Consider the following 24,313-nt stretch of genomic DNA (forward strand, 5'->3'; position numbering starts at 1 on the left):
ACATCTGGCCAGGAATTGCCCAATTAAGCATCGGGACTTGTTCCTGGCCGTCCCAAAGCATAGATTCACTTTAAATGAAGTGTTTAAGGGGCGGTTTGATGCGCTGGATTATCCGATTTTTCATGTTTTTGGTTGTGGTCGCCGGCGTGGCGATCGTTGGGTTGCTGATGATCCCAGGCGAGAAAATCGCGCAAATCGCTAAGGAACAATTTGAGGCCGCGACAGGTCGACCAATTGAGATCTCAGCAGATGTCAGCACCACAATTTGGCCTGTCCTTGGTGTGCGTACCGGCCGGGTTGAAATCGCCAATGCACCTTGGTCTGACAATGGTCCAATGTTGGCTGCGGATGAGCTTTTGGTTGGGGTGAATGCGCTGTCTTTGCTCAGCGGGAACATCGATATTCGACGCATTGAGGCGATCAGCCCCGAGGTGCTTTTGGAGGTGCGTTCCGATGGCACGCCCAACTGGGCTTTTGAAGGCGTTGCACCAAGTACGGGAAGCGGCGAAACCTCCACATCCACGGGTGCTTCGATCCCGGCGTTCACGGTGGGCAAGGGCATTGTCTCAAGCGGGGGCGTGCGGTGGTTGGATCACCAAACCGGCACCGATGTCACCCTGAGCAACGTGAACATGGAGTTACAATTGCCCAGCTTTGAGGGCGAGGGCTCAGTGCATCTAGAAATGTCAATGAATGGCGTGAGCCAAGTTCTTGACGCAAAGATCGCAGAATTTGGCCCGTTCTTGAACGGCGCGGTGTCTAACCTTTCTGCGGATGTATCTATTGGGGGTTCGACCGCAGGCTTTCAGGGGCGGGGCGGCTGGATGCCATTGGCCTTGGATGGTGCGGTGACTGCGGATCTTGATGATATGGCGTCTGTCTATAAAATTGCTGGCCAAACGCCGGTGTCTGTGCCGCGTGGGTTTGGACAAGCGATCGCAGTGAAAGGGAATTTCACCCTGACACCTGAAAAAACAGTGCATCTACGCGGGGCAACTCTGACGCTTGATCAAAACACGTTCAGCGGTGATGTCGACGTGAACATTGCGGGCAATCGCCCCAACATTCAAGCACAGCTTTCCGCGGGTGATCTCGATTTCTCAAGTCTTGCAGCCTCTGAGAAAGAAGGCGGAACACCGGCCACTGGGGCCGCCGGTGGCACGGGGTGGTCACGCGATGTGATTGATGCTTCCTTCCTATCTACCGCTAATGCACGGATCGGGTTTGCGGCGCAAAGCATTGATTTGGGCACGTTGAAATTGGGTCCGACACGGGCCTCAGCTACGTTGGATAATTCGCGTATCGAATTCGACATTGCTCAGATTGCGGCCTATCAAGGCAACGTCAGCGGAAACTTCGTTATGAACAACCGCAGCGGTCTGTCCATCGGCGGCAATCTGAATTTTGCGCAATTGGCGTTGCAACCCGCGCTAAGGGATCTTGCCGGGTACGAGCGTTTGATTGGGACCGCTGATTTTCAGATGCGTTTCCTGGGTGTGGGCAACACTATGCACGCCATCATGAACAGCCTGTCGGGCGGCGGCAGCTTTGCGATTGGGCAGGGCGAATTGCGTGGGCTGGATTTGGCCGGGATGCTACGTAATTTTGATTTGTCTTTTGAGGGCGAGGGCAAGAAGACGATCTTTGATTCCGCAGGGGCCAGCTTTACCATGGATGGGGGCGTGTTGCGCAATGATGACTTGGCCTTTGTGGCGGATCGTATCCGTGCCGATGGTGCTGGTGTGATTGGGATTGGTACGCAAACATTGGATTATCGCGTGACACCGGCGGTTGCGTTGGGCGATGGCGGGATTACGATTCCAGTGATCATTGAGGGCACCTGGGCAGACCCCAAATTCCGCCCCGACCTTCAGGCCATCATCGATCAAAATTTGGCGGAAGAAAAAGCAGCCCTTGAAGCCCGCCTTGCCGAGGAACGAGCCGCCGCCGAGGCACGTTTAGAACAGGAACGCGCTGAACTGGAAGCTCGGGCTGCGGAAAAACTCGAGCAAGAGTTGGGCGTGACGCGGGAAGAGGGCGAGGACCTTGAAGACACGCTTCGCCGTGGCTTGGAGAACGAAGCCAAAGACGCCCTGCGCGGGTTGCTTGGCGGGAACTAGGTGTAGTGCAAAACCTTCATTCGGATTTACTGGCGCTTTCTGAGGACGAGGCCCGATGCAGAGCAATCTTAGACGGAATTTCTAGTGATGCATTTGAGGCTTGGTGGTTCTGTTCTGGCGACGAAGGCGACCTTCACTTGGTTCAATGCAGGGGCATGTCTAACTTAAGCAAGTCAGAGCGCATCTTTTTGGTGTGGGCAAGGGGCCACCTTCTTTTGCATGAACTAGATGTGAATGTTGAAAAAGATGCAGAAAGTTATTTTATATGGGCCTGTGAGCAGTGCGATCTATTCAGGGAGTTTGAAAGTTTTGTAAAAAGAGACGTAAAGCTTCACGTTTGTGGATCTAGTGACGTGGAGGATCGTTTTCTCTCTTTTCTTCAGATGGTTAGATTTGTTGCTTTTTCGAGAATGCGGAGTGAGTGGAAGACGTTCCTAGTTCACTTGGATGGGCAGGTTTTACCGAAAGATGAACTCAGTAAAATCTCGATGAAATTACCTAACTCAGGTGGATTGCGCCTAATGGACGACTGGAATGATCAATGTTATTCTTTCGAAACGGATGAGGCATTTGGATACTTTCGCTGGCTAACATCGGCGTAACGACAATGCAAAAGCCCCGCAACCTGATCAGGCGCGGGGCTTTGTCATTCCAAAATATGATCCAGATCAGCGGCGGCGATCGCGGCGGCTGGTCATGGGTTGGAAGGCCACGCCGACGTGGGCTTCGCAGTAGGGCTTGCCGGTTTGTGTGCCGAGGCCGCAGAACCAGAACTCATCTGTTGCAGGGTCACCGATTGGCCATTTGCAGGTGCGTTCGGTCAGTTCCATCAAAGACAGCTTCTTCGCGCCTTTTTCTACTTCGCGTACGGAAGCAAGGGCTTCTGGGCTGATCTCATTGGCAGATGGCTGTGGCGGCAGGGGTTGGCCTGCTGGAATGATCGCTTTACGTCCGCCGGGTTGCACGACACGCGCGGGCACTGCACTTGTTGTGCCGGGCACTTCCTTGGCGGGTTCTGCTGCCTTTGGCTTCGCCGCAGCTTTGGGGGCCGCCGCAGTCCGGGGCTTAGCGGCTGGTTTCGCAGCGGTCTCTTTCTTAGGCGCGGCTTTTGTGGTGCTCGCACGGTTGGAAAGGCCCAGGCGATGCACCTTGCCGATCACTGCATTGCGGGTCACGCCGCCGAGTTCCTTTGCGATGACAGAGGCCGATTGCCCCTCGCCCCACATTTTCTTCAGTACTTCGACGCGCTCGTCAGTCCAGGACATGCAGTCTTCCTTTATCTTCGCGTGTTGCGGGGCCTATGCGTGCGCCAAGGAATCGGCACCAACGGACAGGGGCCGCAGGAATGAGTGATCGCCTATTTTAGCGCGCTGGCTGGCGGATACAAGCGATTGCGCAATTTTTTGGGATTTTGTGTGAAGTGATGGTATGCCAATGCTGTGTTTTGACATGGGATATAGAAATGCGTGCAAGCCTAAGAGAGAAAATAATCTCAATTTGCGACGAAAAGATTGCAAAGAAAGGGGATGGTGTCGGCCTTTCTTTTTATGCGTTTTTTGCCAATAAAAACGACGATCCGACCCTTCTGATGGAGGCCGCCCGCTGGTGGATTGAAACTCATGCTTTGGATCACTTTGAAAAGGCCATAAAAATTCGAGACATGATCAAAGCTGGTAAGTAACCGATTGCTTGCAAGGACAGTTAGGGTGTCTTTGCGCGCATCTCTCGGAAGAATAGCAAAAGCACGCCTGATAGGATGATCGCGGCGCCAAACAGGCTGACCCGATCTGGGACAGCATCAAACACCATGTAGTCCAGTAAGGTTGCAAAGGGCAGGGAAGACAGAGAGACCGAGATCACAAAGCTCGCTTCTGCGCGGCGCATGGACTGGATGAAACATGCCTGAGCACAGATCATCGTGATACCGAGTGCCGCCATGACGCCCCATTCGGCAGGTTCAGGTGCCGTCCAGACGAACAGGGCCGCAGCTGTTGCAATGCACAGACCGATCCCATTGTTGGTGAACAGAATTTGCAAAGGGTTTTGTCGCCCGCTGAGACGTTTGATCAAGATGACTTCAAAACCGGTGATCACGGCCGACGCTAGGGCAAATAGGGCTGCGGGCTGAAAACTTGCACCTGATGGGCGCAGCAAGATCAAAGCCCCGAGAAACGCGATGGCAGCCGCAAGCCAGCGCCAGGGCCCAACACGTTCCCCCAATAATGGAATTGCAAAGATCATCGCGAAAACTGGGTTGAGGAAATTGATCGCTTGGGCGTCGGGCAAGGGGATCCAGATCAGGGCGGTGAAGGCTAAGGTTATACCACTCCAGCCTGCGGTCGTGCGGGCGATGTGCAACGGGATCTCAAGAGGGCCGAATTTTGGCCGCAATACCGTGACCGTTATGGCAATCGCGAGAAATGCAAATGCGAACCGCCCAAAGCTGATCTGAAACACATGCAGCCCGTTGCCATCTGCTGCAACAATGCCTTGGCCAAGGGTTTTCGCCAGAATACTCGTCCCCGCCAGTAAGGCCGAGGCCAAAAGCATAAAAAGCACAGAGGCCAATTGCGGCGAGATACGGGGTGCGGTTTGAGGCATGATACATCCAGCGACATTTGTTCTTGTTTTGTATTTATGGCTGGCCGTCAGAAGGCAAGCGGAGATATGTCAAGACGTCATAATTCTGCGATGGGATGCGAAAGCGTCAACGCTGCAAAATCTTCGTGTTGGGACATTGGGTTATGCCATCGAAAGAATAAGGACTTCCGTCTCTATTTGATCATGATAAACTTCACTCTGGGTCGCCGTTGTTTTCGATCTAGGGCAATGATGATTATGGTTAATGGGGGGACTAGATGACGTTGTTTCGTGTGATTTCTCTTGTCTTTGCGTTTTGGGCGCAAGGCGTATGGGCGCATTCCCCATATTATACACAGACGGCCCCGTTTCAGACGGAAAGTGGGAGGCAGTTCTCGATCAAACTGTTGTATGGTGACGGGGTTCTCGGGCCTGATCCAGTGCGAGCAATTGTCGTGGATACAGAGGGTCAAGTTCATGCGGTGTCACCTGTCGCGACACAGTTCATTATCTTTTGTGACGGTACGGTTTCTGGTTGCGGCGTCTACAACGGTGTTTCGGGCGAAATTCATGAACTGGCGCCCGAAGCTTGGTTCGCTGCGATGGTCGTTGAAGATGCTGGGCAGCCATTTAATTATCCTGAAGATATGGACGCGAGCTATGGTTTCCTGACCCGAGACGCGATTTGGGGTGAAATTCTATATTACGAATTATACTCGATTATTTCCTACCCGCTGCCCGGTTTGATCGCTATCGCATGGTGGAGCGCGATTGCCGCTTTGCTTGTGCCGATGATTTGGACATTGGTTGGCACTAAGAGGCGCATCCGCCCGCTTTCAGTTCTTGCTGTATTGGCTGTTGGTGCCCGGATAATCACCGCGCTGGCGTTGCTGTTTCTGACATTCGTGTTTTATGCGTTTGGCCCGTTCTCCATATATGCGGCTTTTATCTATGCCACGGCGGCGGTCGCTTTGAACCTTGGTTGGCTTTTGATCAGAAAGAGAGAAACACAAGATTAACCCTCTTGCGTCTGTGATATTCGCGGGCTAAGTCTGGCGCATGAACACAGTGATCATCATATCCGTCCTGCGACGACGCTGACTTAACCGGGTGCCACTGGCACCGGGGTTTTCATTAAAACCTGTTTCATATGCGCCAGATGCGCGCAAAACTTACAAACATCACCAATACAATTTGACATGGCCTCTGTGGTTTGGCAGCAATTGTTTTTTGCCTTTCCATGTGACCTTCTGAAAGAGGAAACACCTATGATCCCTTCCGTTTTGCCGACATATGCACGTGCACCGCTCTCATTTGTGAAGGGCGAAGGCTCTTGGTTGATTGAGGCAGACGGCCGACGTTTCTTGGATCTGGGGGCAGGTATTGCCGTTAACGCGCTGGGCCATGCGAATGCAGATCTGGTCGCAGCACTTACGGCGCAGGCAGGTGAGCTGTGGCACACGTCGAACCTCTATGACATTCCGGCGCAGACCAAGCTCGCAGATCAATTGGTCGAGGCAACCTTCGCTGACACAGTGTTCTTTACCAATTCCGGCACCGAGGCTTGCGAATTGGCCGTGAAAATGGCGCGGAAATATTGGTTCGATAAGGGCCAAGCCGAACGGGTTGAGATCATCACATGGGAAGGGTCTTTCCATGGCAGATCAAGCGCTGGCATTGCTGCCGCTGGCTCTGACAAGATGGTCAAAGGATTTGGCCCGATCTTGGAAGGTTTTGTGCATTTGCCTTTCGGTGATGTAGAAGGCACAAAGACTGCAATCAACGACAAAACGGCTGCGATCCTTGTAGAACCCGTGCAGGGGGAAGGTGGCATCCGCCCGATTGAGAACGCGGATCTACAGGCTTTGCGCATGATGTGCGATGAGGCGGGGATCCTGTTGATCTTTGATGAAGTCCAATGCGGCGTGGGGCGAACTGCAAAGCTGTTTGCCCATGAATGGGCCGGTGTTGCGCCAGACATTATGATGGTCGCCAAAGGTATTGGGGGTGGCTTTCCCCTTGGTGCGGTGCTGGCCAATGAAGACGCGGCCAGCGGCATGGTGGCGGGGACGCATGGATCGACCTATGGCGGCAATCCTTTGGCCTGTGCTGTGGGCAGCAAAGTGATGGAAATCGTTGTCGACCCGGATTTCCTTGACGGTGTCAGTCGACGCGCTGGCTTGTTGCGCCAAAAGCTTGAAGGTCTCGTTGCTGCGCATCCAGATGTGTTTGAATTTGTGCGCGGATCGGGTCTTATGTTGGGGCTGCGCTGCAAGGCGGTCAATATGGATGTGGTGAATGCGGGATACGCCAATGGCGTGATTACCGTGCCAGCTGCGGATAATGTCATTCGCTTGCTGCCTCCCCTTAACATCTCTGATGAAGAAATCTCTGAGGCCGTGACGCGGCTTGATGCGGCGGCAACTGCCGTTGAAATGGCCTGAAGGAGGGCCTTATTATGAAACATTTTCTCGATATCAACAAAACGGCGCCAGATGATCTGCGCTATATGATCGATACCGCTGCGGCGATGAAATCTGCCCGTGCGGGCATGCCAAAGGGCACTCCGGATGCGGAACAGCCGCTTGCAAATCACATGGTTGCACTGATTTTTGAAAAACCATCGACCAGAACACGCGTTAGTTTTGATGTTGGGGTGCGTCAGATGGGCGGCCAGACAATGGTGTTGTCAGGTGCTGATATGCAGTTGGGGCATGGTGAAACCATCGCTGATACCGCACGCGTTTTATCACGCTATGTTGACATGATCATGATCCGCACCTTCGAAGAACAAACCCTGCTGGAATTGGCGGAACACGCCACAGTCCCTGTGATCAATGGGCTGACCGACCGGACGCATCCTTGTCAGATCATGGCGGATATCCTGACCTTTGAAGAGAAAAACGGACCGATAAAAGGGAAGAAGGTTGTTTGGTCTGGTGATGGCAATAATGTGTTCGCAAGTTTTGCCCATGCCGCTGGACAATTTGGCTTTGACTTGACGTTCACCGGGCCTGAACCTCTCGATCCTGAGATGGGGTTCATTGAGGAAGCCCGTGCCAAAGGCGTGAAAGTTGAGATTGAACGCGATCCACATAAAGCTGCCCAAGGCGCAGATTTGATTGTGACCGACACCTGGGTCTCTATGCATGATCCACAGTCAGCGCGCGAACGTCGCCACAACCAGTTGCGTGGTTATCAGGTGAATGACAGCTTGATGGCGCAGGCGAAAGACAGTGCCTTATTCATGCATTGCTTGCCCGCGCACCGGGACGAAGAAGCGACAAATGCTGTGATGGATGGTCCACAATCTGTCGTTTTTGACGAGGCGGAAAATCGTTTGCACGCCCAAAAAGCAGTGATGCGCTGGTGTTTGGATAAGTGATGTACAGATAAATGATGTCGGGGGTTATCAAATGCCCGACATCAAATATGTCTGACAAAATATACTTGGTGGCGGCATTCGTTAATCCTGCCGCAATAACTTCTGGATACAAGATATGTGAAGCTGCTCCAAAATGGGGCGGACGCAGATTGAGCCAGGGTACCTACGCATGAGTTTTGTCGAAAAACGTGATAATTTTCGCCCCGAAAGTGGTGAAGCACCTTTCAAACCGAATGAAATCTTCTTTTCGCATACGGATGACCGGGGTGTCATTCTGACGGGTAACCACTTGTTTCAGAAGATTTCACATTATTCGTGGGATGAATTGATCGGTGCCCCCCATAAAATCATTCGACATGACGACATGCCGAAGGGGATTTTCCATCTGTTGTGGGAAACTCTTCAATCGGGCAAGCCCATGGGGGCATATGTAAAGAACCGCACAAAAGATAACCTACATTATTGGGTTTTCGCGGTCGTTTTGCCCTATAATGATGGCTATCTGTCAGTGCGGATCAAGCCGACAACTGACAAGCTAGAGATGGCGCAAAACCTGTATGAGCAAGCGCTTGAGCAGGAAAAATCTGGCGATTTCACACCTGAGGAAAGTGCAGCCTTCATTGTCTCAGAAGTACAAAAACTTGGCTTCGTTGACTATTCGGCGTTCAGCAGTCGGGTTCTCGCGCAAGAATTGTCCAGCCGCGATGAAGTGATGAAACGCCCGATCAACACCAGCAAAGTGCGCTTCCAACAGATGTTGGACTTTGCATCGGATCTACAAAGTGAAACAGCGGGATTGTCTCAGGCTTTTGAAGCGATCGGAACTATTCCGACAAATTTGCGTGTTATTGCAACTCGGTTAGAAGCGGCCGGGGGGGCGATCAGTGTTTTGTCTCAAAACTACTGGGCGATGTCGCAAGAAATTTCCGGCTGGTTTAACGATTTTGTAGCTGACCCGCGCAGTGACTTTGCAAAAATCCGCGATACAATTGACGAATGCTGGTTTCTCAATTGTACTGCGCAAATTTTGCAAGAAGCTGCGGGGGAGTTCGAAAAAGAAAGGCGTCAACTGGGATCGACGGATGTCGCGGGTGAACAAAAAAATCTATATCACCTCGCTGTTGAACAAACACGCGCGGCCAATCGCGGTATGACCAAAATTGCAGAAGAAGCCGAACGGATTGCGACGGCAATTACGGTGATGCGACGTTACATTTCAGGGCTTAGTATGACGCGCGTGATGTGCAAGATCGAAAGTGCGCGCCTTCCCAGCGGTGGCGAAAGCCTGTCTGACATCATCGAACAGCTGGGGGCATTTCAGGGTACGATCAATGCCCAGTTGGGTAGTATTGAAAACTTGGGGCGCAGCATCCAATCTCTGGCTCAGACCCTGATCAATGAACGTGATGAGAAGCAAGTAAGTGTGACAGCTTAAAGCAGCGACAAGATATTTCGGTGAAATACGGTAACGCCACCGGATGCTCAGTTTATGCAACAAAGCCCTGAAAAGGCAAAATCAGGGATTGAGCCCCAGGCGCGCTGCATTTAGGTCTTTGGCCATAAAATGGGCAATGCCAACTTGGGGACCGCCATGACATCGGACGACATCGAAAAGCTATTCACGCGCGGCAATGGCGATTATGTGTTCGCGCGTTGGGGGCGCCCGATCGTGCCTGTGGTGTTTGGTGTCGATGATGCGACAGTTTCAGTTCTGAAGGGTGCGATCGAAGCAGTGACAACCATTGCAGGGCATCAAATGGCTGAGACTGACCCTGAACTTGGCACCAATCTGATGGTGTTTTTCATTCAGGATTGGGCTGAGCTGGTGGAAACCCCGAACATGGATCAACTGATCCCTGATTCGCCCAGTGTTGTTGCGCGCCTGCAAGCGGCCAATGCAAGTCAATACCGCGCGTTTCGTTTTGATGATGATAACGCGATTCAAGCCTGTTTTGCTTTTGTACGCATGGATGACACTTTGGCGGATTTGCCTGCGGAAACAATTGCGTTATCCATGATGGTGCAGGCGATTGTCCTTTGGTCCGATCAAGCGTTCAATGATACATCGCCATTGGCCAACCTTCCCGATGGCAATACTATCCTTAAACCGGAAATCGCGGGTGTCATCACGGCGGCTTATGACGTAAATATGCCCGCCAGTGCACGTGAAACCAGCCATGCCCTGCGTTTGGCAGCCCGTCTAGGTCTTGCAATCGGGAAAGCACATTGAGCCATCAATTTACCCTGCGCGTCTATTATGAAGATACGGATTTGGCTGGCATCGTTTACTATGCCAACTACCTAAAGTTCATTGAACGCGCGCGTAGTGAATATGTGCGCGCCCTTGGCATCGACCAAGTCGATATGAAAACACAGGGTTTGGTCTTTGCCGTGTCCCGGGTTGAAGCTGACTATATTCAGCCTGCAAAATATGATGATGAACTGCGTGTTGCGACTGAGATTACCAATGCAACCGCGGCCCGCTTGACCTTGGCTCAGCAGGTTTGGCGTGGCGAAGTTCTGTTGTTTGATGCTTGCGTCACGATTGTTTGTCTTGATGAAACAGGTCGGCCCCAACGGCTTCCGGCAGCTTTTCGCGCATAATTACACTCATATTTGGGCGTTTGGCTGCGTTTTGACAGATTTACGCCCCAAATCCGTCGCCTAATGCGAAGGTGAGTGACGTGCTGCGCCTTTCCCCTGTCTTTTTTTTTTGCGCTGCATTAGGGTTTTCCTCAACCAGAGCCGTCAAAAGATGGCCACAACAAAAGAGCAGGCATATGGAAACAGAACTTCTTTCTGCGGCGCAGGAGATTGATTTCTCGCTGTGGGCGCTGTTTGCACGGGCAACTTTGGCCGTCAAACTCGTGATGATCATGCTGATCGTGGCTTCCTTCTGGAGCTGGGCCATCATCGTGCAAAAAATCATCGCTTATCGTAACAGTCGGGCAGAGGCCGCCGTGTTTGATCGCGCATTTTGGTCCGGCGAACCTTTGGATGAACTTTTCGATAAAATCGGGGCGACTCCGGCGGGTTCATCGCAAAAAGTCTTTGCAGCCGGCATGACCGAATGGCGTCGCAATTTACGTCAGGACGGTGGTTTCATCGCGGGTGCGCAGTCCCGTATTGATCGTTCCATGGATGTGGCTATCGCCAAGGAAAGCGAAAAACTGACCTCTGGTTTGAACTTCCTTGCGACGGTGGGGTCAACCGCGCCGTTTGTTGGTTTGTTCGGCACCGTTATGGGCATTATGAATGCGTTTATCGAAATCGCGGCGCAGCAAAATACCAATCTGGCCGTCGTAGCTCCGGGTATTGCAGAAGCACTTTTGGCGACCGGCCTGGGTCTTCTGGCAGCGATCCCCGCCGTTATCTTTTACAACAAACTGTCCAGTGACAGTGATCGCATCATCGCAAGTTACGAGGCATTCGCCGATGAATTCGCAACCATTCTATCTCGTGAATTGGACAGTTAAATGGGTGCTGGAGTCGTAAAATCTAGCGGAGGGGGGGGCGGTCGTCGCCGTCGCCGTTCAGGTCGGGGCAGCAATCACATGATGAGCGAGATCAACGTCACGCCCTTCGTGGATGTCATGTTGGTGCTGTTGATTATCTTCATGGTCGCAGCCCCTTTGTTGACCGTGGGCGTGCCCGTGCAATTGCCCGAAACATCCGCATCCGCTTTGCCAACGGAACAAGAAGAACCGCTGACGATCACGCTTACTCTTGATGGGCTGCTGTTGTTACAAACGTCAGAAGTGCCGCGTGATGATCTGATGACACGCCTGCGCGCCATCGCGGAAGAACGTGAAAGTCAGCGTGTGTTTTTGCGTGCTGATAGTGCGGTGCCTTATGGTGATGTGGCGCAGATCATGGGGGCTTTACAAGCTGGTGGCTTTAACGAGATCAGTTTTGTGCATGACACAGGCGGCCCTGCCTTGAACGGATCGGGTGGTTAATTCGACATGCGAACCGGGTATTGGATATCAGGTCTGGGGCATGGTGCTCTGATTTTTTGGTTGCTTTTTGGTGGGTTTTTCTTGCCAGAGCCAGCGCCAGAATTTGAGATGACTGACGTGGGATTTATCTCAGAAGCGGATTTTCAAGCGCTGCAAGATCAGGCCAACGCCACGCCTGCAGCCCCTGTGGAAAGCCCTGCGCCAGTCCCGCGCCCGGAACCTGACCCAATTCCCGAACCAGTCCCTGAACCCACGCCCGCACCTGTGATTGAGCCGGAGGTCGAGCCAACACCTGAACCCCCAGCGCCCGAACCAAACCCTGTCTCGCCCGGGCCTGAACAGCCGGTTGAAACGCCACAGGTGGCAGAGCCAGCCGAAACTGTGATCCCGGAAGCAAATGAGATCATCGCGCCTACACCCGTGGTCGAACCTGAGCCCGAGGTGGAAATAGCACCCGAAGTGACAGAACAGTTGGTTGAGACACCAGAACCTGCTGAAATAATAGAAGAAGTAACGCCAACTGAGGCCACGACCGTGGAAAACGGGGGCGACGAAATTGTGCCTGAACAGGTCGAAGCCCCAAGCTATGCGCCCGTGACATCTCGGGTTCCGCAATTGCGTCCCGCACGCCCTGTGCCAACGCCAGAGCCCGCTCAGGAAACAGTGCAAACCACACAATCGACCGAAACGGCAGATCCTCTGGCGGATGTAATAAACAATGCGGTTACGGTTGCAAATGAAACGCCTGCTGGCCCATCTGGCCCGCCGCTGACCTCAGGTGAACGTGACGGGTTACGTCGTCAGGTTCATAACTGTTGGAACACTGGAGCGATTTCATCTGCTGCGGAACGGGTCATCATCAAGGTGCATTTCTCTCTGAATCGCGAAGGAAAAGTTGCAGGTGACGTTGTTTTAGCATCTTGGGAAAACGGTGATCGCGCGACTGCCAATATTGCCTTTTCTGCTGCACGTCGCGCAATTCTGCGCTGTGGGGCCCGTGGCTATGACATGCCCGCAGAGAAATTTGATCATTGGCGTGACATCGAAGCGAACTTTGATGCAAGTGGGATGCAACGATAATGCGTCTCAGCAAAAATATGACCGGCGTTGATTGGCCGGAAACCGCCGCCGTAGGGCCTTTGGGCCGGTGCGCCTTGAAATTATCACCAACCCGGCGAGAATTGGCCCGGAAAGAATGGGACTGAGATGACTTATATGAGTAGAATAATCACACGTTTGTTTGCATTTTTGATTTTGGCGGTCACTGTTTCTGCGGCCCACGCCGAACGTTTGGTGATTGATCTTAGCAATCCTCGGGTCGAACCTGTTCCGTTGGCGGTTCCGTCCTTTGTCGCTGAGAATAGCGCAGCGAATGAATACGCCCAACAGATCGCCCAAGTGGTTGCAGCCGATTTGGTTGGAACTGGTCTGTTTCGGCAGGTCAGCCAAGATGCATTCATCAGCAACATCACCAGTTTCGAAGCTCCGGTCCAATACGCCGATTGGCGCGCGATCAACGTTGAAGGTTTGATTTCCGGTGCCGTGACCGTCACCGATGATGGTGGCGTCAACGTGAAATTCCGTGTTTATGACATCGCAACGGGTGCCGAATTAGGTAGTGGTCTGCAATTGGGTGGCACCACGGGATCGTGGCGTCGCTTGGCGCATAAAGTTGCAGATACTGTTTATTCGCGCATCACGGGCGAGGGAGCATATTTCGACAGCCGCGTCGTTTATGTGTCTGAAGCCGGCCCCAAAGATAATCGCCGCAAACGTTTGGCCGTGATGGATTATGACGGTGCCAACCTGCAGTATCTGACCGACAGTTCCGACATCGTTCTTGCGCCGCGCTTTTCACCAACGGGCGACCGCGTGCTGTACACATCTTATGAAACGGGGACGCCACAAGTGTTTTTGTTGGATGTGGGATCCGTACAACGCCGCGCACTTGGTGGGCAAGACGGTGCGATGACTTTCGCACCGCGCTTTGGGCCCAATGGCAACACTGTTGTTTTCTCGTCGTCGACAGGTGGCAACACTGACATCTTTACCGTTGACCTGCGCACCGGTGCGAGAGCACGTTTGACGTCTTCGCCTTCGATCGAAACATCCCCCAGCTTCTCGCCTGATGGGTCTCAGATTGTGTTTGAAAGTGATCGGTCTGGATCGCCGCAACTCTATGTGATGTCCGCTTCTGGTGGCGAGGCGCGCCGGATCAGTTTTGGCAATGGTCGCTATGGCACGCCTGTTTGGTCTCCGCGTGGTGATCTGGTTGCGTTCACCAAGCAAAACGATGGGCGTTTCCACATTGGTGTTATGCGCACAGATGGGTCCGAGGAACGGTTGTTGACCGTGTCGTTCCTTGATGAAGGCCCAACCTGGTCCCCCAATGGTCGTGTGATCATGTTTATGCGTGAAACATCCGGTGCGGAGGGGCAGGCATCCCTTTATTCAGTTGATATTTCTGGGCGCAACCTGCGCCGGGTAAACACAGAAGGTTCCGGTTCCGATCCCGCTTGGTCGCCGCTGCTTCCGTAAGTTTCCAAGTGACCTAGCAAATGCTATAATGACGAAAAGTAGAATAAATATACCGCTGACACTGCAGTCAGCCACAGATACAGAGGCGAAGATCATGATGAATATGAAGAAGACTGCAGCACTGCTGCTCGTGGCTGGCGCATTATCCGCCTGTTCCAATGCAGACCGATTTGGCAACGGCGGCAATGGGGGCACGAATGGTGCAGGCAATGGCGGCATCGTTGCGGGCAGCGTAAATGATCCGCATTCTGTGGCCTATTTCCAGCAAACCGTTGGTGATCGCGTGTTGTTCTTGGTGAACCAATCGACTTTGACGGACCAAGGGCGCAGTGTACTTGCAGGCCAAGCGCAGTGGCTGTCGCAAAATCCCGAATATACGGCACGCGTTGAAGGCCACGCAGATGAGCAGGGCACACGTGAGTACAACCTTGCGCTTGGCGCGCGCCGGGCGAATGCGGTCAGCGAATACCTCGTGTCACAAGGCGTGTCTTCGGCGCGGGTGAATACAGTGTCCTTCGGCAAAGAACGCCCAATTGAGATTTGTTCTTCCGAAAGCTGCTATTCCCAAAACCGTCGTTCGGTGACGGTTGTTGGCGCTGGCATTCCTACAAGCTGATTGTAAAGATAAGGAAGACTGATATGTTTCGTTTCACCTTTGCTGCGGGCGTTTTAGCGCTGATGGTTTCTGTGTCGCCTTTGGCGGTGCAGGCTCAGGATCGCGACCAAACCCTTGCAGATATTCGCCAAGAAATGTCGGTGCTTTATGTCGAAGTACAACGTCTAAAGCGTGAACTTTCAACAACGGGTGCCCCCAGCAGCAACCTCGGCGGAAATTCCCCGCTTGAACGCATTGATGCGATGGAAGCCTCGTTGCAACGCCTCACAGCGCGCACCGAAGAAATGGAATATAAGATCAATCAGATCGCCAAAGTCGGAGGCAACCAAATTGGTGATCTTGAATTCCGCCTTTGTGAGCTGGAAGCGAATTGCGACCTAGGGTCTTTGTCGGATAGCACCACTTTGGGCAATGTCGACACAGCCGCTGCCCCTTCGGTGGTTCTAACCCCAACCCGTAACGATGGGCTGGAATTGGCAGTCGGCGAAAAAGCCGATTTTGAGGCGGCTCAAGATTCTGTTGAGGGCGGTGACTACACGGGGGCGACCCAACAATTGGGGGAATTCGTTCAGAATTATCCCGGTAGCCCATTGTCAGCACAGGCGTATTTCATGCAAGGCGACGCCTATGAAAAACTGGGTGATACACGCCCGGCCGCACGGGCTTATTTGGATGCGTTCAGTTCAGCCCCGGATGGGGATATTGCACCGCAGTCTTTGTATAAAGTAGGCACAACTTTGCGAGATCTCGGTCAACAAGCAGAGGCCTGTCAAATGTTTGAACAGGTCGGCGTACGGTTCCCAAATTCTGCTGTAACATCCGATGCGCAAAGCGCGGGTCAGAACATGGGTTGCCTGTAAAGCAATCCGCGCGGTAAACCCTGTCAAAAGACGATGGGGTTTGCCGTGAGCGCTGACAGTGATTTTCTAAAGTTTCAATTCAATTCCGCCCTGACGTCAGAAGCGCCGGGGCGTATTGGTGTGGCCTGTTCCGGGGGTGGAGATTCCCTTGCGCTTTTGCATTTGGCGGTTGGGTATGCACGTGAAAATGGCGCTGAGCTTCACTGCGTGAGCGTCGATCACGGTTTGCGTTCGGGTTCGGACGCTGAGGCCGACGGTGTTACGGCGATCTGCGGCAATCTTGGTGTGTCACATGAAATTGCGCGTTGGTCGAATTGGGACGGGCAGGGGAACTTGCAAGATGAAGCCCGGCGCGCGCGCTATGGTTTGATTGCGGATTGGGCGCATCGACTGGAACTGAACCTCGTGTGTCTTGGTCACACGGCGGATGATCAGGCTGAAACGGTTTTGATGCAGATCGCTCGATCGGCGGGCGTCGATGGTCTCGCCGCGATGGCCCCGAAACGGGATCATCTTGGCGTGACCTGGCTTCGCCCTCTTCTGCAGACCCGCCGTGCTGAGTTGCGGAGTTATTTGCAGGAACTGGGACAGGCGTGGATCGATGATCCATCGAATGAAGACGAACGTTTTGATCGTATTAAGGCGCGCAATATCCTTGATGCCCTCAAGCCACTTGGCGTGTCTGCGGAAAAATTGTGTACCCTTGCTGGGAATATGGCGGATGCGCGTCACGCGTTGAATCAGCAAGTTTGGCATTTCGCGGGTGATGTGGCCTTGGTGCAGGAAGGTGATGTGTTGCTGCATCGAGAAAACCTAATGCGCGGTCACTTTGAAACCCGTCGGCGCTTATTGCGCCATGCGCTGATGTGGGTGTCTGCAAATGATTACGGACCACGTCAACGCGAGATCATGAACCTGTTCAAGGCGATAAAGGAAGAACGCACCGCGACTTTATGTGGATGCCTGGTTGCCATCGAGAACGACCGCATTCGTATTTCCCGTGAATTCAGCGCAGTGGCTGGGTTGCAAACCGCAGCAGGTGAACTTTGGGACAATCGGTGGCGTTTAACCCCAGATGAGGGCGATACAACCGGTGTCACCATCCGCGCATTGGGCGAGGAGGCATTGGCGCTTTGCCCTGATTGGCGTGAAACAGGCCTTTCGCGCGCCTCAATGATCGCTTCACCGGCGGCATTTCGTGGCGACGCCTTGCTTGCGGCACCAATTGCCGGGTTAAATAACGGCTGGAACGCTGAAAATGCCTGCGGCGAAAAGGATTTCTTTAACTCTCTCGTATCTCATTGAAGATCAGGGCGAGGCCACCTATTTTAAATGTGGGCCGATCACGTTATGACTGGCCCTGAACGAATCTGAGGAGATGCCCGTGGGCAACGCGAGAAATATCGCTTTCTGGGTCGTGCTGATTGTGCTCGTCATGACCCTTTTCAATGTATTCAGCAGTGGCTCTGGGGCCGGCAATTCTACAGCCGTACCTTATTCCGAGTTCCTGAACCAAGTCGAAGCAGGCTCTGTCACCAGTGTTGAACTGGATGGCGAGAACGCAACCTTCCGAGGTTCTGACGGTGCTGAACAAGTGACCATTGTGCCAACAGGCGCGGAATATACCAGTGATCTCAGCAACATGCTGGTAGAGATGGGTGTGCAGGTTTCTGCCAAAACCCGCGAAGAAAGCGGATTTTTCTCGCTGCTGTCGCTGCTTCTACCCGTTTTGATTCTGATCGGTTTCTGGTTCTTTATGATGAATCGGATGCAAGGCGGCGGCAAAGGTGGGGCGATGGGCTTCGGCAAATCACGTGCCAAAATGCTCACCGAATCCTCCGGTCGTGTGACCTTTGACGACGTCGCTGGCATCGATGAGGCCAAGGAAGAACTCGAAGAAGTCGTCGAATTCTTGCGCAATCCGCAGAAATTCTCGCGACTCGGTGGTAAAATTCCGAAAGGTGCGCTGCTTGTCGGTTCACCTGGTACGGGTAAAACCTTGTTGGCGCGTGCAATCGCGGGCGAAGCTGGTGTGCCATTCTTTACGATCTCCGGGTCTGACTTTGTTGAAATGTTCGTTGGTGTGGGCGCATCCCGTGTGCGTGACATGTTTGAACAAGCCAAGAAAAACGCGCCTTGTATCGTCTTTATCGATGAAATCGACGCCGTTGGCCGTCACCGTGGTGCAGGCCATGGCGGTGGTAATGATGAACGCGAACAGACATTGAACCAATTGCTGGTTGAAATGGATGGCTTTGAATCCAATGAAGGCGTGATTATCGTTGCGGCGACCAACCGCAAAGATGTTCTTGATCCTGCTCTGTTGCGTCCTGGTCGTTTTGATCGTCAGGTGACTGTGCCACTGCCAGATATCAAAGGTCGCGAAAAGGTGCTTGATGTGCATGCGCGCAAAACACCACTTGGCCCAGATGTTGATCTGCGCATTATCGCACGTGGCTGCCCTGGCATGTCTGGTGCAGATCTTGCGAACCTAGTGAATGAGGCCGCTTTGACCGCTGCGCGCGTTGGCCGTCGTTTTGTCACCATGGTGGATTTTGAAAACGCCAAAGACAAAATCATGATGGGGTCTGAACGCCGCTCTATGGTTTTGACCGATGATCAAAAAGAAAAAACTGCTTACCACGAAGCAGGCCACGCCATTGTTGGCATGAATCTGCCGAAATGTGATCCGGTTTATAAAGCGACAATCATTCCGCGTGGTGGTGCTTTGGGCATGGTCATGAGTCTGCCTGAAATGGATCGTCTGCAATTCTTCAAAGATGAAGGCCACCAAAAAATTGCCATGACTATGGGCGGTAAAGCGGCTGAAATCTTTAAGTTTGGCGCAGACTTCGTTTCCAGCGGCCCGTCTGGTGATATCCAGCAAGCGTCGGCTATGGCGCGTGCGATGGTGATGCAATGGGGCATGTCGGACAAGGTCGGTAATATCGATTATCAAGAAGCTGCGGCCGGTTATGCCAACAATGGTGGGGCAGGCGGGTTCTCGATTTCGGCGAAAACCAAAGAGTTGATCGAAGCGGAAGTGAAGCGTTTCATCGACGAAGGTTACGAAGTCGCGTTCAAGATCATCAAAGAAAAAGAAGTCGAATTCGAGCGTCTTGCAAAGGGCCTTTTGGAATATGAAACGCTGACCGGCGAGGAAATCCAAAAAGTCATGAAAGGCGAAAACCCATTCGACAATGATGACGAAGAAGGCGGGGCATCTGAAAAAGAAGAAGCCTCTGTCACAGCCATCCCCAAAACCCGCGCAAAGCCAAAAGCGGATGATGGTGACAATGGTATGGAACCAGAACCCTCTGCGTAACAGCTGACTGATTGAACAAACAAAAGCCCGGATGGAAACATCCGGGCTTTTGTTTTAGGGAAGCCGCCGCCAAAGTACCGGTATTCCGCCCTCGCGAGCATTCAACAACGTAAGGAACTTTGCATCACAAGTATATTCTCCGCTTGGGTCCGACAAAAACCCTAGGCCTAAAAACTCACTGGGGATAAATGGAGAAAATTCGCCCCTCTCCGTAAAATCAGACAGTGCCTCAATTCCTAGCTCCTGATTACTGGACGACATCGTGCCATCAATTGTTTCTACAGAATTGCGTGAGACCCCAGACAATACAATCATATGTTCAGATTGATCAGCATTTCCGTAAGCAATCCGGAAGTCCTTAACATGAAAATCAAGGGCACCTACATCATCGATTTCCATAACGGCGTCACCAGCTGCCCCTCCGCCAATAGCTCCATTCACAATCACGAAGTGTGAAGTGATTGATCCATGATCGATCGACCAGCGTCCTACCATGCAATCGTCGACAGTCTGGGCGGCACTCGGAGTAGGCAAACTTAGAAATGATGCGATACAAATCAAACAACAAACGTTCTTTTTCAAGGAATTCTCTTTCTGGTAACTTTACAAAACACTCGTATATTAAACATAGATTTGCCATTGGCATCAATGTTGGTCTTTTGCCAGTGCTAAGGTTTTCATTTTTTCAACTTACGTATGGACCGGCACCGAAATGGAGGCCATCTTGCTTGCTATTACTGGTACTGTAACTGCTGTCTTTATAGGCCTGCTATTCACGGCTTCCGGTAACCTCTTTGGAGAAAGGGCGTAGCGTTGCGTAATTAGAGGTTCGGCACGCCCGTATCGGTTATATTTTTCTTTACCCGCGACGCGCGGCGTAGGCATAGAATATGCACGACTTGTGCATTGCAAAAATACGCGGCATCTTGGCGCTGGAGTTCTTTCGGGAGACGGGCATGCCAGAGCATATCGACAGTGGTTATAGCGGTGAGATTACCTGGCTTGGATTGATGCCGGATCGCGCGAAAACCCTGCAAGGCGTCGCTAAGGACAGCTTGTTTGCAGGCTTTGACGGGATCAATGGCGACAGCCACATGGGCGTCACCCGCGCCAGTTGTGGACGCACCCAAGGCCAACACCCACGCGGCACCACAATTCGAAATACCCGCCAGTTTACAGTGCTTTGTGCCCAAGAACTGGCGCGTGTGGCGGATGAAATGAACATCGAAACCTTGGATCCCGCGCTGATTGGTGCGAACCTTGTGGTCGATGGTGTTCCAGATTTTTCGCATATCCCGCCGTCATCTCGTCTGATTGCCGAAAACGGCACAACTCTGGTTGTCGACGTCATCAATTTACCCTGTGTCTTCCCTGGAAAGCCCATCGAATCTGTCCATATTAACAAGGGCAAAACCTTCAAACCCGCCGCAAAAGATCGTCGCGGAATTACAGCCTGGGTTCTGTGCGAAGGAATGTTGCGTGTGGGCGATGTTCTACGACTGCATGTTCCAGCGCAACGACAATGGACACCATGAATCTGTATTTCGACGATTCAGGGCAGGAATGTGTCGCAAAAACACCCTTGCTGTTTGGCGTTCAATTGTATGCAATCAGAGACGAAATCCTTTAGCGCACTTCCCAGGGGAAAATGACATGAGCTATAAAACCGATATTGAGATTGCACGCGAAGCCAACAAGCTCCCAATTCAAGAAATTGGTGCAAAACTTGGCATTGAAAGCAAAGATTTGCTGCCATACGGCCACGACAAAGCCAAAGTGAGCCAAGAGTTCATTAACTCTGTTCAAGGCAACAAAAACGGCAAACTGATCCTGGTGACTGCGATCAACCCAACCCCTGCGGGTGAAGGCAAAACCACGACCACTGTTGGTCTGGGTGACGGTCTGAACCGTATCGGCAAAAAAGCCGCTGTTTGTATCCGTGAGGCGTCTCTCGGGCCAAACTTCGGCATGAAGGGTGGTGCTGCTGGTGGCGGTTATGCACAGATCGTTCCAATGGAAGACATGAACCTGCACTTCACAGGTGACTTCCACGCGATCACCTCTGCGCATTCTTTGCTGTCTGCCATGATCGACAACCACATCTACTGGGGCAATGAGCTTGAGATCGACGTTCGTCGTGTTGCTTGGCGTCGCGTTGTTGACATGAATGATCGCGCCCTGCGTCAGATCACAGCGTCCTTGGGTGGCGTTGCAAACGGTTTCCCACGTGAAACTGGCTTTGACATTACTGTTGCATCCGAAGTTATGGCGATCCTGTGTCTTGCAAACAATTTGCAAGATCTTCAGAAACGTCTAGGCGACATCATTGTTGCCTACCGTCGTGACCGTTCCCCCGTCTTCTGCCGCGATATCGAAGCAGATGGTGCGATGACTGTTCTGCTGAAAGACGCAATGCAGCCAAACCTTGTGCAAACCCTGGAAAACAACCCAGCATTCGTACACGGTGGCCCATTCGCCAATATCGCACACGGCTGTAACTCTGTTATCGCAACAACAACTGCGCTGAAAATCGCGGATTACGTTGTGACAGAAGCTGGTTTCGGTGCTGATCTTGGTGCTGAAAAGTTCATGAACATCAAATGCCGTAAAGCTGGCCTTGCACCTGATTGTGTTGTGCTGGTTGCGACTGTGCGTGCGATGAAAATGAACGGTGGCGTTGCAAAAGCTGATCTTGGTGGCGAAAATGTTGCGGCTGTAAACGACGGTTGTGCAAACCTTGGTCGTCATATCGGCAACCTGAAATCCTTCGGTGTTCCAGTTGTTGTTGCGATAAACCACTTCGTCACTGACACAGATGCTGAAGTTCAGGCTGTTAAAGATTACGTTGAAAGCCAAGGGTCCGAAGCGATCTTGTCCCAGCACTGGGAGCATGGTTCAAAAGGGTCCGAGGCCCTCGCGACACGTGTTGCAGAAATCGCAGATTCTGGCATCAGCCAGTTCGCGCCTCTGTACCCAGATGAAATGTCACTGTTCGAAAAAGTCGAAACAGTTGCAAAACGCATCTACCACGCTGACGAAGTTATCGCTGATAAAAAGATCCGCGATCAACTGAAGATTTGGGAAGAGCAGGGCTACGGCAATCTGCCAGTTTGTATGGCAAAAACCCAGTACAGCTTCTCCACTGATCCGACACAGCGCGGCGCACCAACAGGTCACTCTGTGCCTGTACGTGAAGTGCGTCTGTCTGCCGGTGCTGGTTTCATAGTGGTTGTTTGCGGTGACATCATGACCATGCCTGGTCTGCCTCGTAACCCAGCGGCGAAATCGATCCATCTGAATGATGGTGGCCAAATCGAAGGTTTGTTCTAAACAGATCTGAAACGAATAATAAGGCGGCCCTAACAAGGGCCGCCTTTCGCTATGACAGAGAGAGATAAAAGATGAGCGCACAAATCATTGATGGCAAAGCTTTCGCGGGTACAGTTCGCGAAAAAGTCGCAGCACATGTGACCAAACTGAAAACCGATCACAATATCACGCCTGGTCTGGCTGTGGTCTTGGTTGGCGAAGATCCAGCAAGCCAAGTTTACGTGCGCTCTAAGGGCAAACAAACCACCGAAGTTGGCATGAAATCCGTTGAGCATAAGCTTGACGTTGAGACATCCGAAGCCGATCTTTTGGCAGTGATTGATCAGCTAAACAACGACGACAGCATTCATGGTATCCTTGTGCAACTGCCCCTGCCAAAGCACCTGAACGAAGATCTCGTGATCAATTCTATTGATCCGTCCAAGGACGTTGATGGTTTCCACATTTCCAATGTTGGGATGCTCAGCACCGGTCAAAAATCAATGGTGCCTTGTACGCCGCTTGGCTGCTTGATGATGCTGCGTGATCACCATGGTTCGCTGTCCGGCATGAATGCCGTTGTGATTGGCCGTTCCAACATCGTTGGCAAACCAATGGCGCAACTTCTTTTGGGTGATAGCTGTACTGTTACAATCGCGCATTCGCGCACCAAAGATCTGCCAGAAGTCGTGCGTCGCGCTGACATTGTTGTTGCCGCTGTTGGCCGTCCTGAAATGGTGCCTGGTGACTGGATCAAAGAAGGTGCTACCGTGATTGACGTTGGCATCAACCGTATTCCTGCACCGGAAAAAGGCGAAGGCAAACACCGCTTGGTGGGCGACGCTGATTTCGCGACATGTTCCGAACGCGCGGGCGCAATCACCCCGGTTCCTGGCGGCGTTGGCCCCATGACCATCGCGTGTCTACTGGCGAACACCTTAACCGCGTGTTGCCGTGCGAATGGTCTGGAAGAGCCTGAGGGCCTGACAGCATAAGCTAACGGTGGCTTAAACTAAGAAAACGCCCTTGATTTTCGGGGGCGTTTTTTATTGAAATATTCCTGAATTCGGAACATTCACTAGAAAACTAGAAAACTAGAAAACTAGAAAACTAGAAAACTAGAAAACTAGAAAACTAGAAAACTAGAAAACTAGAAAACTAGAAAACTAGAAAACTAGAAAACTAGAAAACTAGAAAACTAGAAAACTAGAAAACTAGAAAACCCGCTTGAACCAAAAAAGCCCCGAGGAGTGATCCCCGAGGCTTTTCAATTTCAAAATTGGGTCGACTTATTTGTCTGATGCGTCTTCAGATGCCAATTGGCTTGCGAACCAAGCTGCGGCAACTGGGTTCACGCCACCGTTAGAAGACGCAGTCACGCCTACAGCTGGGTTTGATTGTGTTTCGATGCCAGTGCCGGCCTCAGCTGCGAGGTTTTCAAAGATTTCAACGGCTTCCGAAGTGATTGGTGTGTGGCTTTCCAGAACAACGGCTTCGATGCCTGTGTTGTCTTGTGCGAAGTGTGCTTCGACGTCTTTGGCACCAGCAAAAGCAGGAGCAGCAACAGTCAGGGCCAGGATGGATGCGATTACAGTTTTCATTTTCATATTCCTAACGGGTC

At 52.3% G+C, this 24,313-nt stretch carries 24 protein-coding genes; 20 read left to right on the plus strand and 4 right to left on the minus strand.

Features of this window, described 5'->3' with window-relative positions; translation table 11 throughout:
- The first annotated feature begins 98 nt into the window (after positions 1 to 98).
- Both RJ38_RS02010 and RJ38_RS02015 read left to right on the plus strand, forming a co-directional pair.
- On the plus strand, positions 99 to 2,120 hold the full coding sequence (locus RJ38_RS02010) for an AsmA family protein (protein WP_039017240.1): 2,022 nt from the start codon (positions 99 to 101) through the stop codon (positions 2,118 to 2,120).
- Between the two features lie 5 nt (positions 2,121 to 2,125).
- Complete coding sequence (locus tag RJ38_RS02015) at positions 2,126 to 2,722, plus strand: hypothetical protein (RefSeq protein WP_039017241.1); 597 nt, start codon at positions 2,126 to 2,128, stop codon at positions 2,720 to 2,722.
- Between the two features lie 66 nt (positions 2,723 to 2,788).
- On the opposite strand, the gene RJ38_RS02020 is transcribed toward RJ38_RS02015, so the two are convergent.
- Entirely contained in the window at positions 2,789 to 3,385 is a 597-nt protein-coding gene (locus tag RJ38_RS02020; RefSeq protein ID WP_039017242.1) for a GcrA family cell cycle regulator, read from the minus strand.
- 197 nt (positions 3,386 to 3,582) lie between these two features.
- Here RJ38_RS02020 and RJ38_RS02025 point away from each other — a divergent pair, with 197 nt between their 5' ends.
- Complete coding sequence (locus RJ38_RS02025) at positions 3,583 to 3,801, plus strand: DUF6500 family protein (protein ID WP_039017243.1); 219 nt, start codon at positions 3,583 to 3,585, stop codon at positions 3,799 to 3,801.
- A gap of 20 nt (positions 3,802 to 3,821) precedes the next feature.
- Here RJ38_RS02025 and RJ38_RS02030 read toward each other — a convergent pair whose 3' ends face one another.
- Complete coding sequence (locus RJ38_RS02030) at positions 3,822 to 4,721, minus strand: DMT family transporter (protein WP_039017244.1); 900 nt, start codon at positions 4,719 to 4,721, stop codon at positions 3,822 to 3,824.
- A gap of 257 nt (positions 4,722 to 4,978) precedes the next feature.
- Here RJ38_RS02030 and RJ38_RS02035 point away from each other — a divergent pair, with 257 nt between their 5' ends.
- From RJ38_RS02035 to ftsH, 14 genes are all read left to right on the plus strand, one after another.
- Positions 4,979 to 5,719, plus strand: coding sequence for a hypothetical protein (locus RJ38_RS02035; protein ID WP_039017245.1), 741 nt, complete (start codon positions 4,979 to 4,981; stop codon positions 5,717 to 5,719).
- Positions 5,720 to 5,968: 249 nt separating this feature from the next.
- On the plus strand, positions 5,969 to 7,144 hold the full coding sequence (locus RJ38_RS02040; protein WP_039017274.1) for an aspartate aminotransferase family protein: 1,176 nt from the start codon (positions 5,969 to 5,971) through the stop codon (positions 7,142 to 7,144).
- Positions 7,145 to 7,158: 14 nt separating this feature from the next.
- Positions 7,159 to 8,085, plus strand: a complete 927-nt coding sequence (gene argF / locus RJ38_RS02045; RefSeq protein ID WP_039017246.1) for an ornithine carbamoyltransferase — start codon at positions 7,159 to 7,161, stop codon at positions 8,083 to 8,085.
- A gap of 169 nt (positions 8,086 to 8,254) precedes the next feature.
- A complete protein-coding gene (locus tag RJ38_RS02050; RefSeq protein ID WP_052245134.1) occupies positions 8,255 to 9,520 on the plus strand; it encodes a PAS domain-containing protein in 1,266 nt (421 codons plus the stop codon).
- A gap of 156 nt (positions 9,521 to 9,676) precedes the next feature.
- Positions 9,677 to 10,315, plus strand: coding sequence for a hypothetical protein (locus RJ38_RS02055; RefSeq protein ID WP_039017276.1), 639 nt, complete (start codon positions 9,677 to 9,679; stop codon positions 10,313 to 10,315).
- Positions 10,312 to 10,689, plus strand: a complete 378-nt coding sequence (gene ybgC / locus RJ38_RS02060; protein WP_039017247.1) for a tol-pal system-associated acyl-CoA thioesterase — start codon at positions 10,312 to 10,314, stop codon at positions 10,687 to 10,689. Before RJ38_RS02055 ends, ybgC begins: the two co-directional genes overlap by 4 nt.
- A 176-nt stretch (positions 10,690 to 10,865) precedes the next feature.
- Complete coding sequence (gene tolQ / locus RJ38_RS02065) at positions 10,866 to 11,561, plus strand: protein TolQ (RefSeq protein ID WP_039017248.1); 696 nt, start codon at positions 10,866 to 10,868, stop codon at positions 11,559 to 11,561.
- Positions 11,562 to 12,044 (plus strand): ExbD/TolR family protein, encoded by a 483-nt coding sequence (locus RJ38_RS02070; protein ID WP_039017249.1) that lies wholly within the window; start codon positions 11,562 to 11,564, stop codon positions 12,042 to 12,044. It begins immediately after the preceding gene.
- Between the two features lie 81 nt (positions 12,045 to 12,125).
- On the plus strand, positions 12,126 to 13,124 hold the full coding sequence (locus RJ38_RS02075; RefSeq protein WP_156121722.1) for a cell envelope biogenesis protein TolA: 999 nt from the start codon (positions 12,126 to 12,128) through the stop codon (positions 13,122 to 13,124).
- Positions 13,125 to 13,259: 135 nt separating this feature from the next.
- Positions 13,260 to 14,582: a Tol-Pal system beta propeller repeat protein TolB gene (gene tolB, locus RJ38_RS02080; protein WP_420319407.1), complete on the plus strand. Its 1,323-nt coding sequence runs from the start codon at positions 13,260 to 13,262 to the stop codon at positions 14,580 to 14,582.
- Positions 14,583 to 14,679: 97 nt separating this feature from the next.
- Positions 14,680 to 15,198, plus strand: coding sequence for a peptidoglycan-associated lipoprotein Pal (gene pal, locus RJ38_RS02085; RefSeq protein WP_039017277.1), 519 nt, complete (start codon positions 14,680 to 14,682; stop codon positions 15,196 to 15,198).
- 23 nt (positions 15,199 to 15,221) lie between these two features.
- Positions 15,222 to 16,058 (plus strand): tol-pal system protein YbgF, encoded by an 837-nt coding sequence (gene ybgF, locus RJ38_RS02090; protein WP_039017252.1) that lies wholly within the window; start codon positions 15,222 to 15,224, stop codon positions 16,056 to 16,058.
- A 45-nt stretch (positions 16,059 to 16,103) separates the two neighbouring features.
- On the plus strand, positions 16,104 to 17,363 hold the full coding sequence (gene tilS / locus RJ38_RS02095) for a tRNA lysidine(34) synthetase TilS (RefSeq protein WP_238321626.1): 1,260 nt from the start codon (positions 16,104 to 16,106) through the stop codon (positions 17,361 to 17,363).
- Positions 17,364 to 17,442: 79 nt separating this feature from the next.
- Positions 17,443 to 19,383: an ATP-dependent zinc metalloprotease FtsH gene (gene ftsH, locus RJ38_RS02100; protein ID WP_039017253.1), complete on the plus strand. Its 1,941-nt coding sequence runs from the start codon at positions 17,443 to 17,445 to the stop codon at positions 19,381 to 19,383.
- Positions 19,384 to 19,437: 54 nt separating this feature from the next.
- Here the strand turns inward: ftsH and RJ38_RS02105 are convergent, their stop codons facing one another.
- Complete coding sequence (locus RJ38_RS02105) at positions 19,438 to 19,965, minus strand: hypothetical protein (protein WP_156121723.1); 528 nt, start codon at positions 19,963 to 19,965, stop codon at positions 19,438 to 19,440.
- 374 nt (positions 19,966 to 20,339) lie between these two features.
- Here RJ38_RS02105 and RJ38_RS02110 point away from each other — a divergent pair, with 374 nt between their 5' ends.
- The 3 genes from RJ38_RS02110 (at position 20,340) to folD (ending at position 23,687) form a co-directional block, all read left to right on the plus strand.
- Positions 20,340 to 20,918, plus strand: coding sequence for an MOSC domain-containing protein (locus RJ38_RS02110; protein ID WP_039017279.1), 579 nt, complete (start codon positions 20,340 to 20,342; stop codon positions 20,916 to 20,918).
- Between the two features lie 118 nt (positions 20,919 to 21,036).
- Positions 21,037 to 22,713 (plus strand): formate--tetrahydrofolate ligase, encoded by a 1,677-nt coding sequence (locus RJ38_RS02115; protein ID WP_039017255.1) that lies wholly within the window; start codon positions 21,037 to 21,039, stop codon positions 22,711 to 22,713.
- 71 nt (positions 22,714 to 22,784) lie between these two features.
- Complete coding sequence (folD, locus tag RJ38_RS02120) at positions 22,785 to 23,687, plus strand: bifunctional methylenetetrahydrofolate dehydrogenase/methenyltetrahydrofolate cyclohydrolase FolD (RefSeq protein ID WP_039017256.1); 903 nt, start codon at positions 22,785 to 22,787, stop codon at positions 23,685 to 23,687.
- Between the two features lie 294 nt (positions 23,688 to 23,981).
- On the opposite strand, the gene RJ38_RS02125 is transcribed toward folD, so the two are convergent.
- Positions 23,982 to 24,313 (minus strand): hypothetical protein (locus tag RJ38_RS02125; RefSeq protein ID WP_238321627.1); only part of this gene is annotated, 332 nt, incomplete at its 5' end.

The sequence above is a fragment of the Halocynthiibacter namhaensis genome (genome assembly GCF_000812685.1).
Classification (GTDB): Bacteria; Pseudomonadota; Alphaproteobacteria; order Rhodobacterales; family Rhodobacteraceae; genus Halocynthiibacter; species Halocynthiibacter namhaensis.

What these genes read in the sequence shown, in the direction of transcription:
- RJ38_RS02010 (WP_039017240.1), top strand. Translation starts at nt 99, where the DNA reads ATGCGCTGGATTATCCGATTTTTCATGTTTTTGGTTGTGGTCGCCGGC.
- RJ38_RS02020 (WP_039017242.1), bottom strand. Translation starts at nt 3,385, where the DNA reads ATGTCCTGGACTGACGAGCGCGTCGAAGTACTGAAGAAAATGTGGGGC.
- RJ38_RS02025 (WP_039017243.1), top strand. Translation starts at nt 3,583, where the DNA reads ATGCGTGCAAGCCTAAGAGAGAAAATAATCTCAATTTGCGACGAAAAG.
- RJ38_RS02030 (WP_039017244.1), bottom strand. Translation starts at nt 4,721, where the DNA reads ATGCCTCAAACCGCACCCCGTATCTCGCCGCAATTGGCCTCTGTGCTT.
- RJ38_RS02035 (WP_039017245.1), top strand. Translation starts at nt 4,979, where the DNA reads ATGACGTTGTTTCGTGTGATTTCTCTTGTCTTTGCGTTTTGGGCGCAA.
- RJ38_RS02040 (WP_039017274.1), top strand. Translation starts at nt 5,969, where the DNA reads ATGATCCCTTCCGTTTTGCCGACATATGCACGTGCACCGCTCTCATTT.
- argF (WP_039017246.1), top strand. Translation starts at nt 7,159, where the DNA reads ATGAAACATTTTCTCGATATCAACAAAACGGCGCCAGATGATCTGCGC.
- RJ38_RS02050 (WP_052245134.1), top strand. Translation starts at nt 8,255, where the DNA reads ATGAGTTTTGTCGAAAAACGTGATAATTTTCGCCCCGAAAGTGGTGAA.
- RJ38_RS02055 (WP_039017276.1), top strand. Translation starts at nt 9,677, where the DNA reads ATGACATCGGACGACATCGAAAAGCTATTCACGCGCGGCAATGGCGAT.
- tolQ (WP_039017248.1), top strand. Translation starts at nt 10,866, where the DNA reads ATGGAAACAGAACTTCTTTCTGCGGCGCAGGAGATTGATTTCTCGCTG.
- RJ38_RS02070 (WP_039017249.1), top strand. Translation starts at nt 11,562, where the DNA reads ATGGGTGCTGGAGTCGTAAAATCTAGCGGAGGGGGGGGCGGTCGTCGC.
- tolB (WP_420319407.1), top strand. Translation starts at nt 13,260, where the DNA reads ATGAGTAGAATAATCACACGTTTGTTTGCATTTTTGATTTTGGCGGTC.
- pal (WP_039017277.1), top strand. Translation starts at nt 14,680, where the DNA reads ATGAATATGAAGAAGACTGCAGCACTGCTGCTCGTGGCTGGCGCATTA.
- ybgF (WP_039017252.1), top strand. Translation starts at nt 15,222, where the DNA reads ATGTTTCGTTTCACCTTTGCTGCGGGCGTTTTAGCGCTGATGGTTTCT.
- RJ38_RS02110 (WP_039017279.1), top strand. Translation starts at nt 20,340, where the DNA reads ATGCCAGAGCATATCGACAGTGGTTATAGCGGTGAGATTACCTGGCTT.
- RJ38_RS02115 (WP_039017255.1), top strand. Translation starts at nt 21,037, where the DNA reads ATGAGCTATAAAACCGATATTGAGATTGCACGCGAAGCCAACAAGCTC.
- folD (WP_039017256.1), top strand. Translation starts at nt 22,785, where the DNA reads ATGAGCGCACAAATCATTGATGGCAAAGCTTTCGCGGGTACAGTTCGC.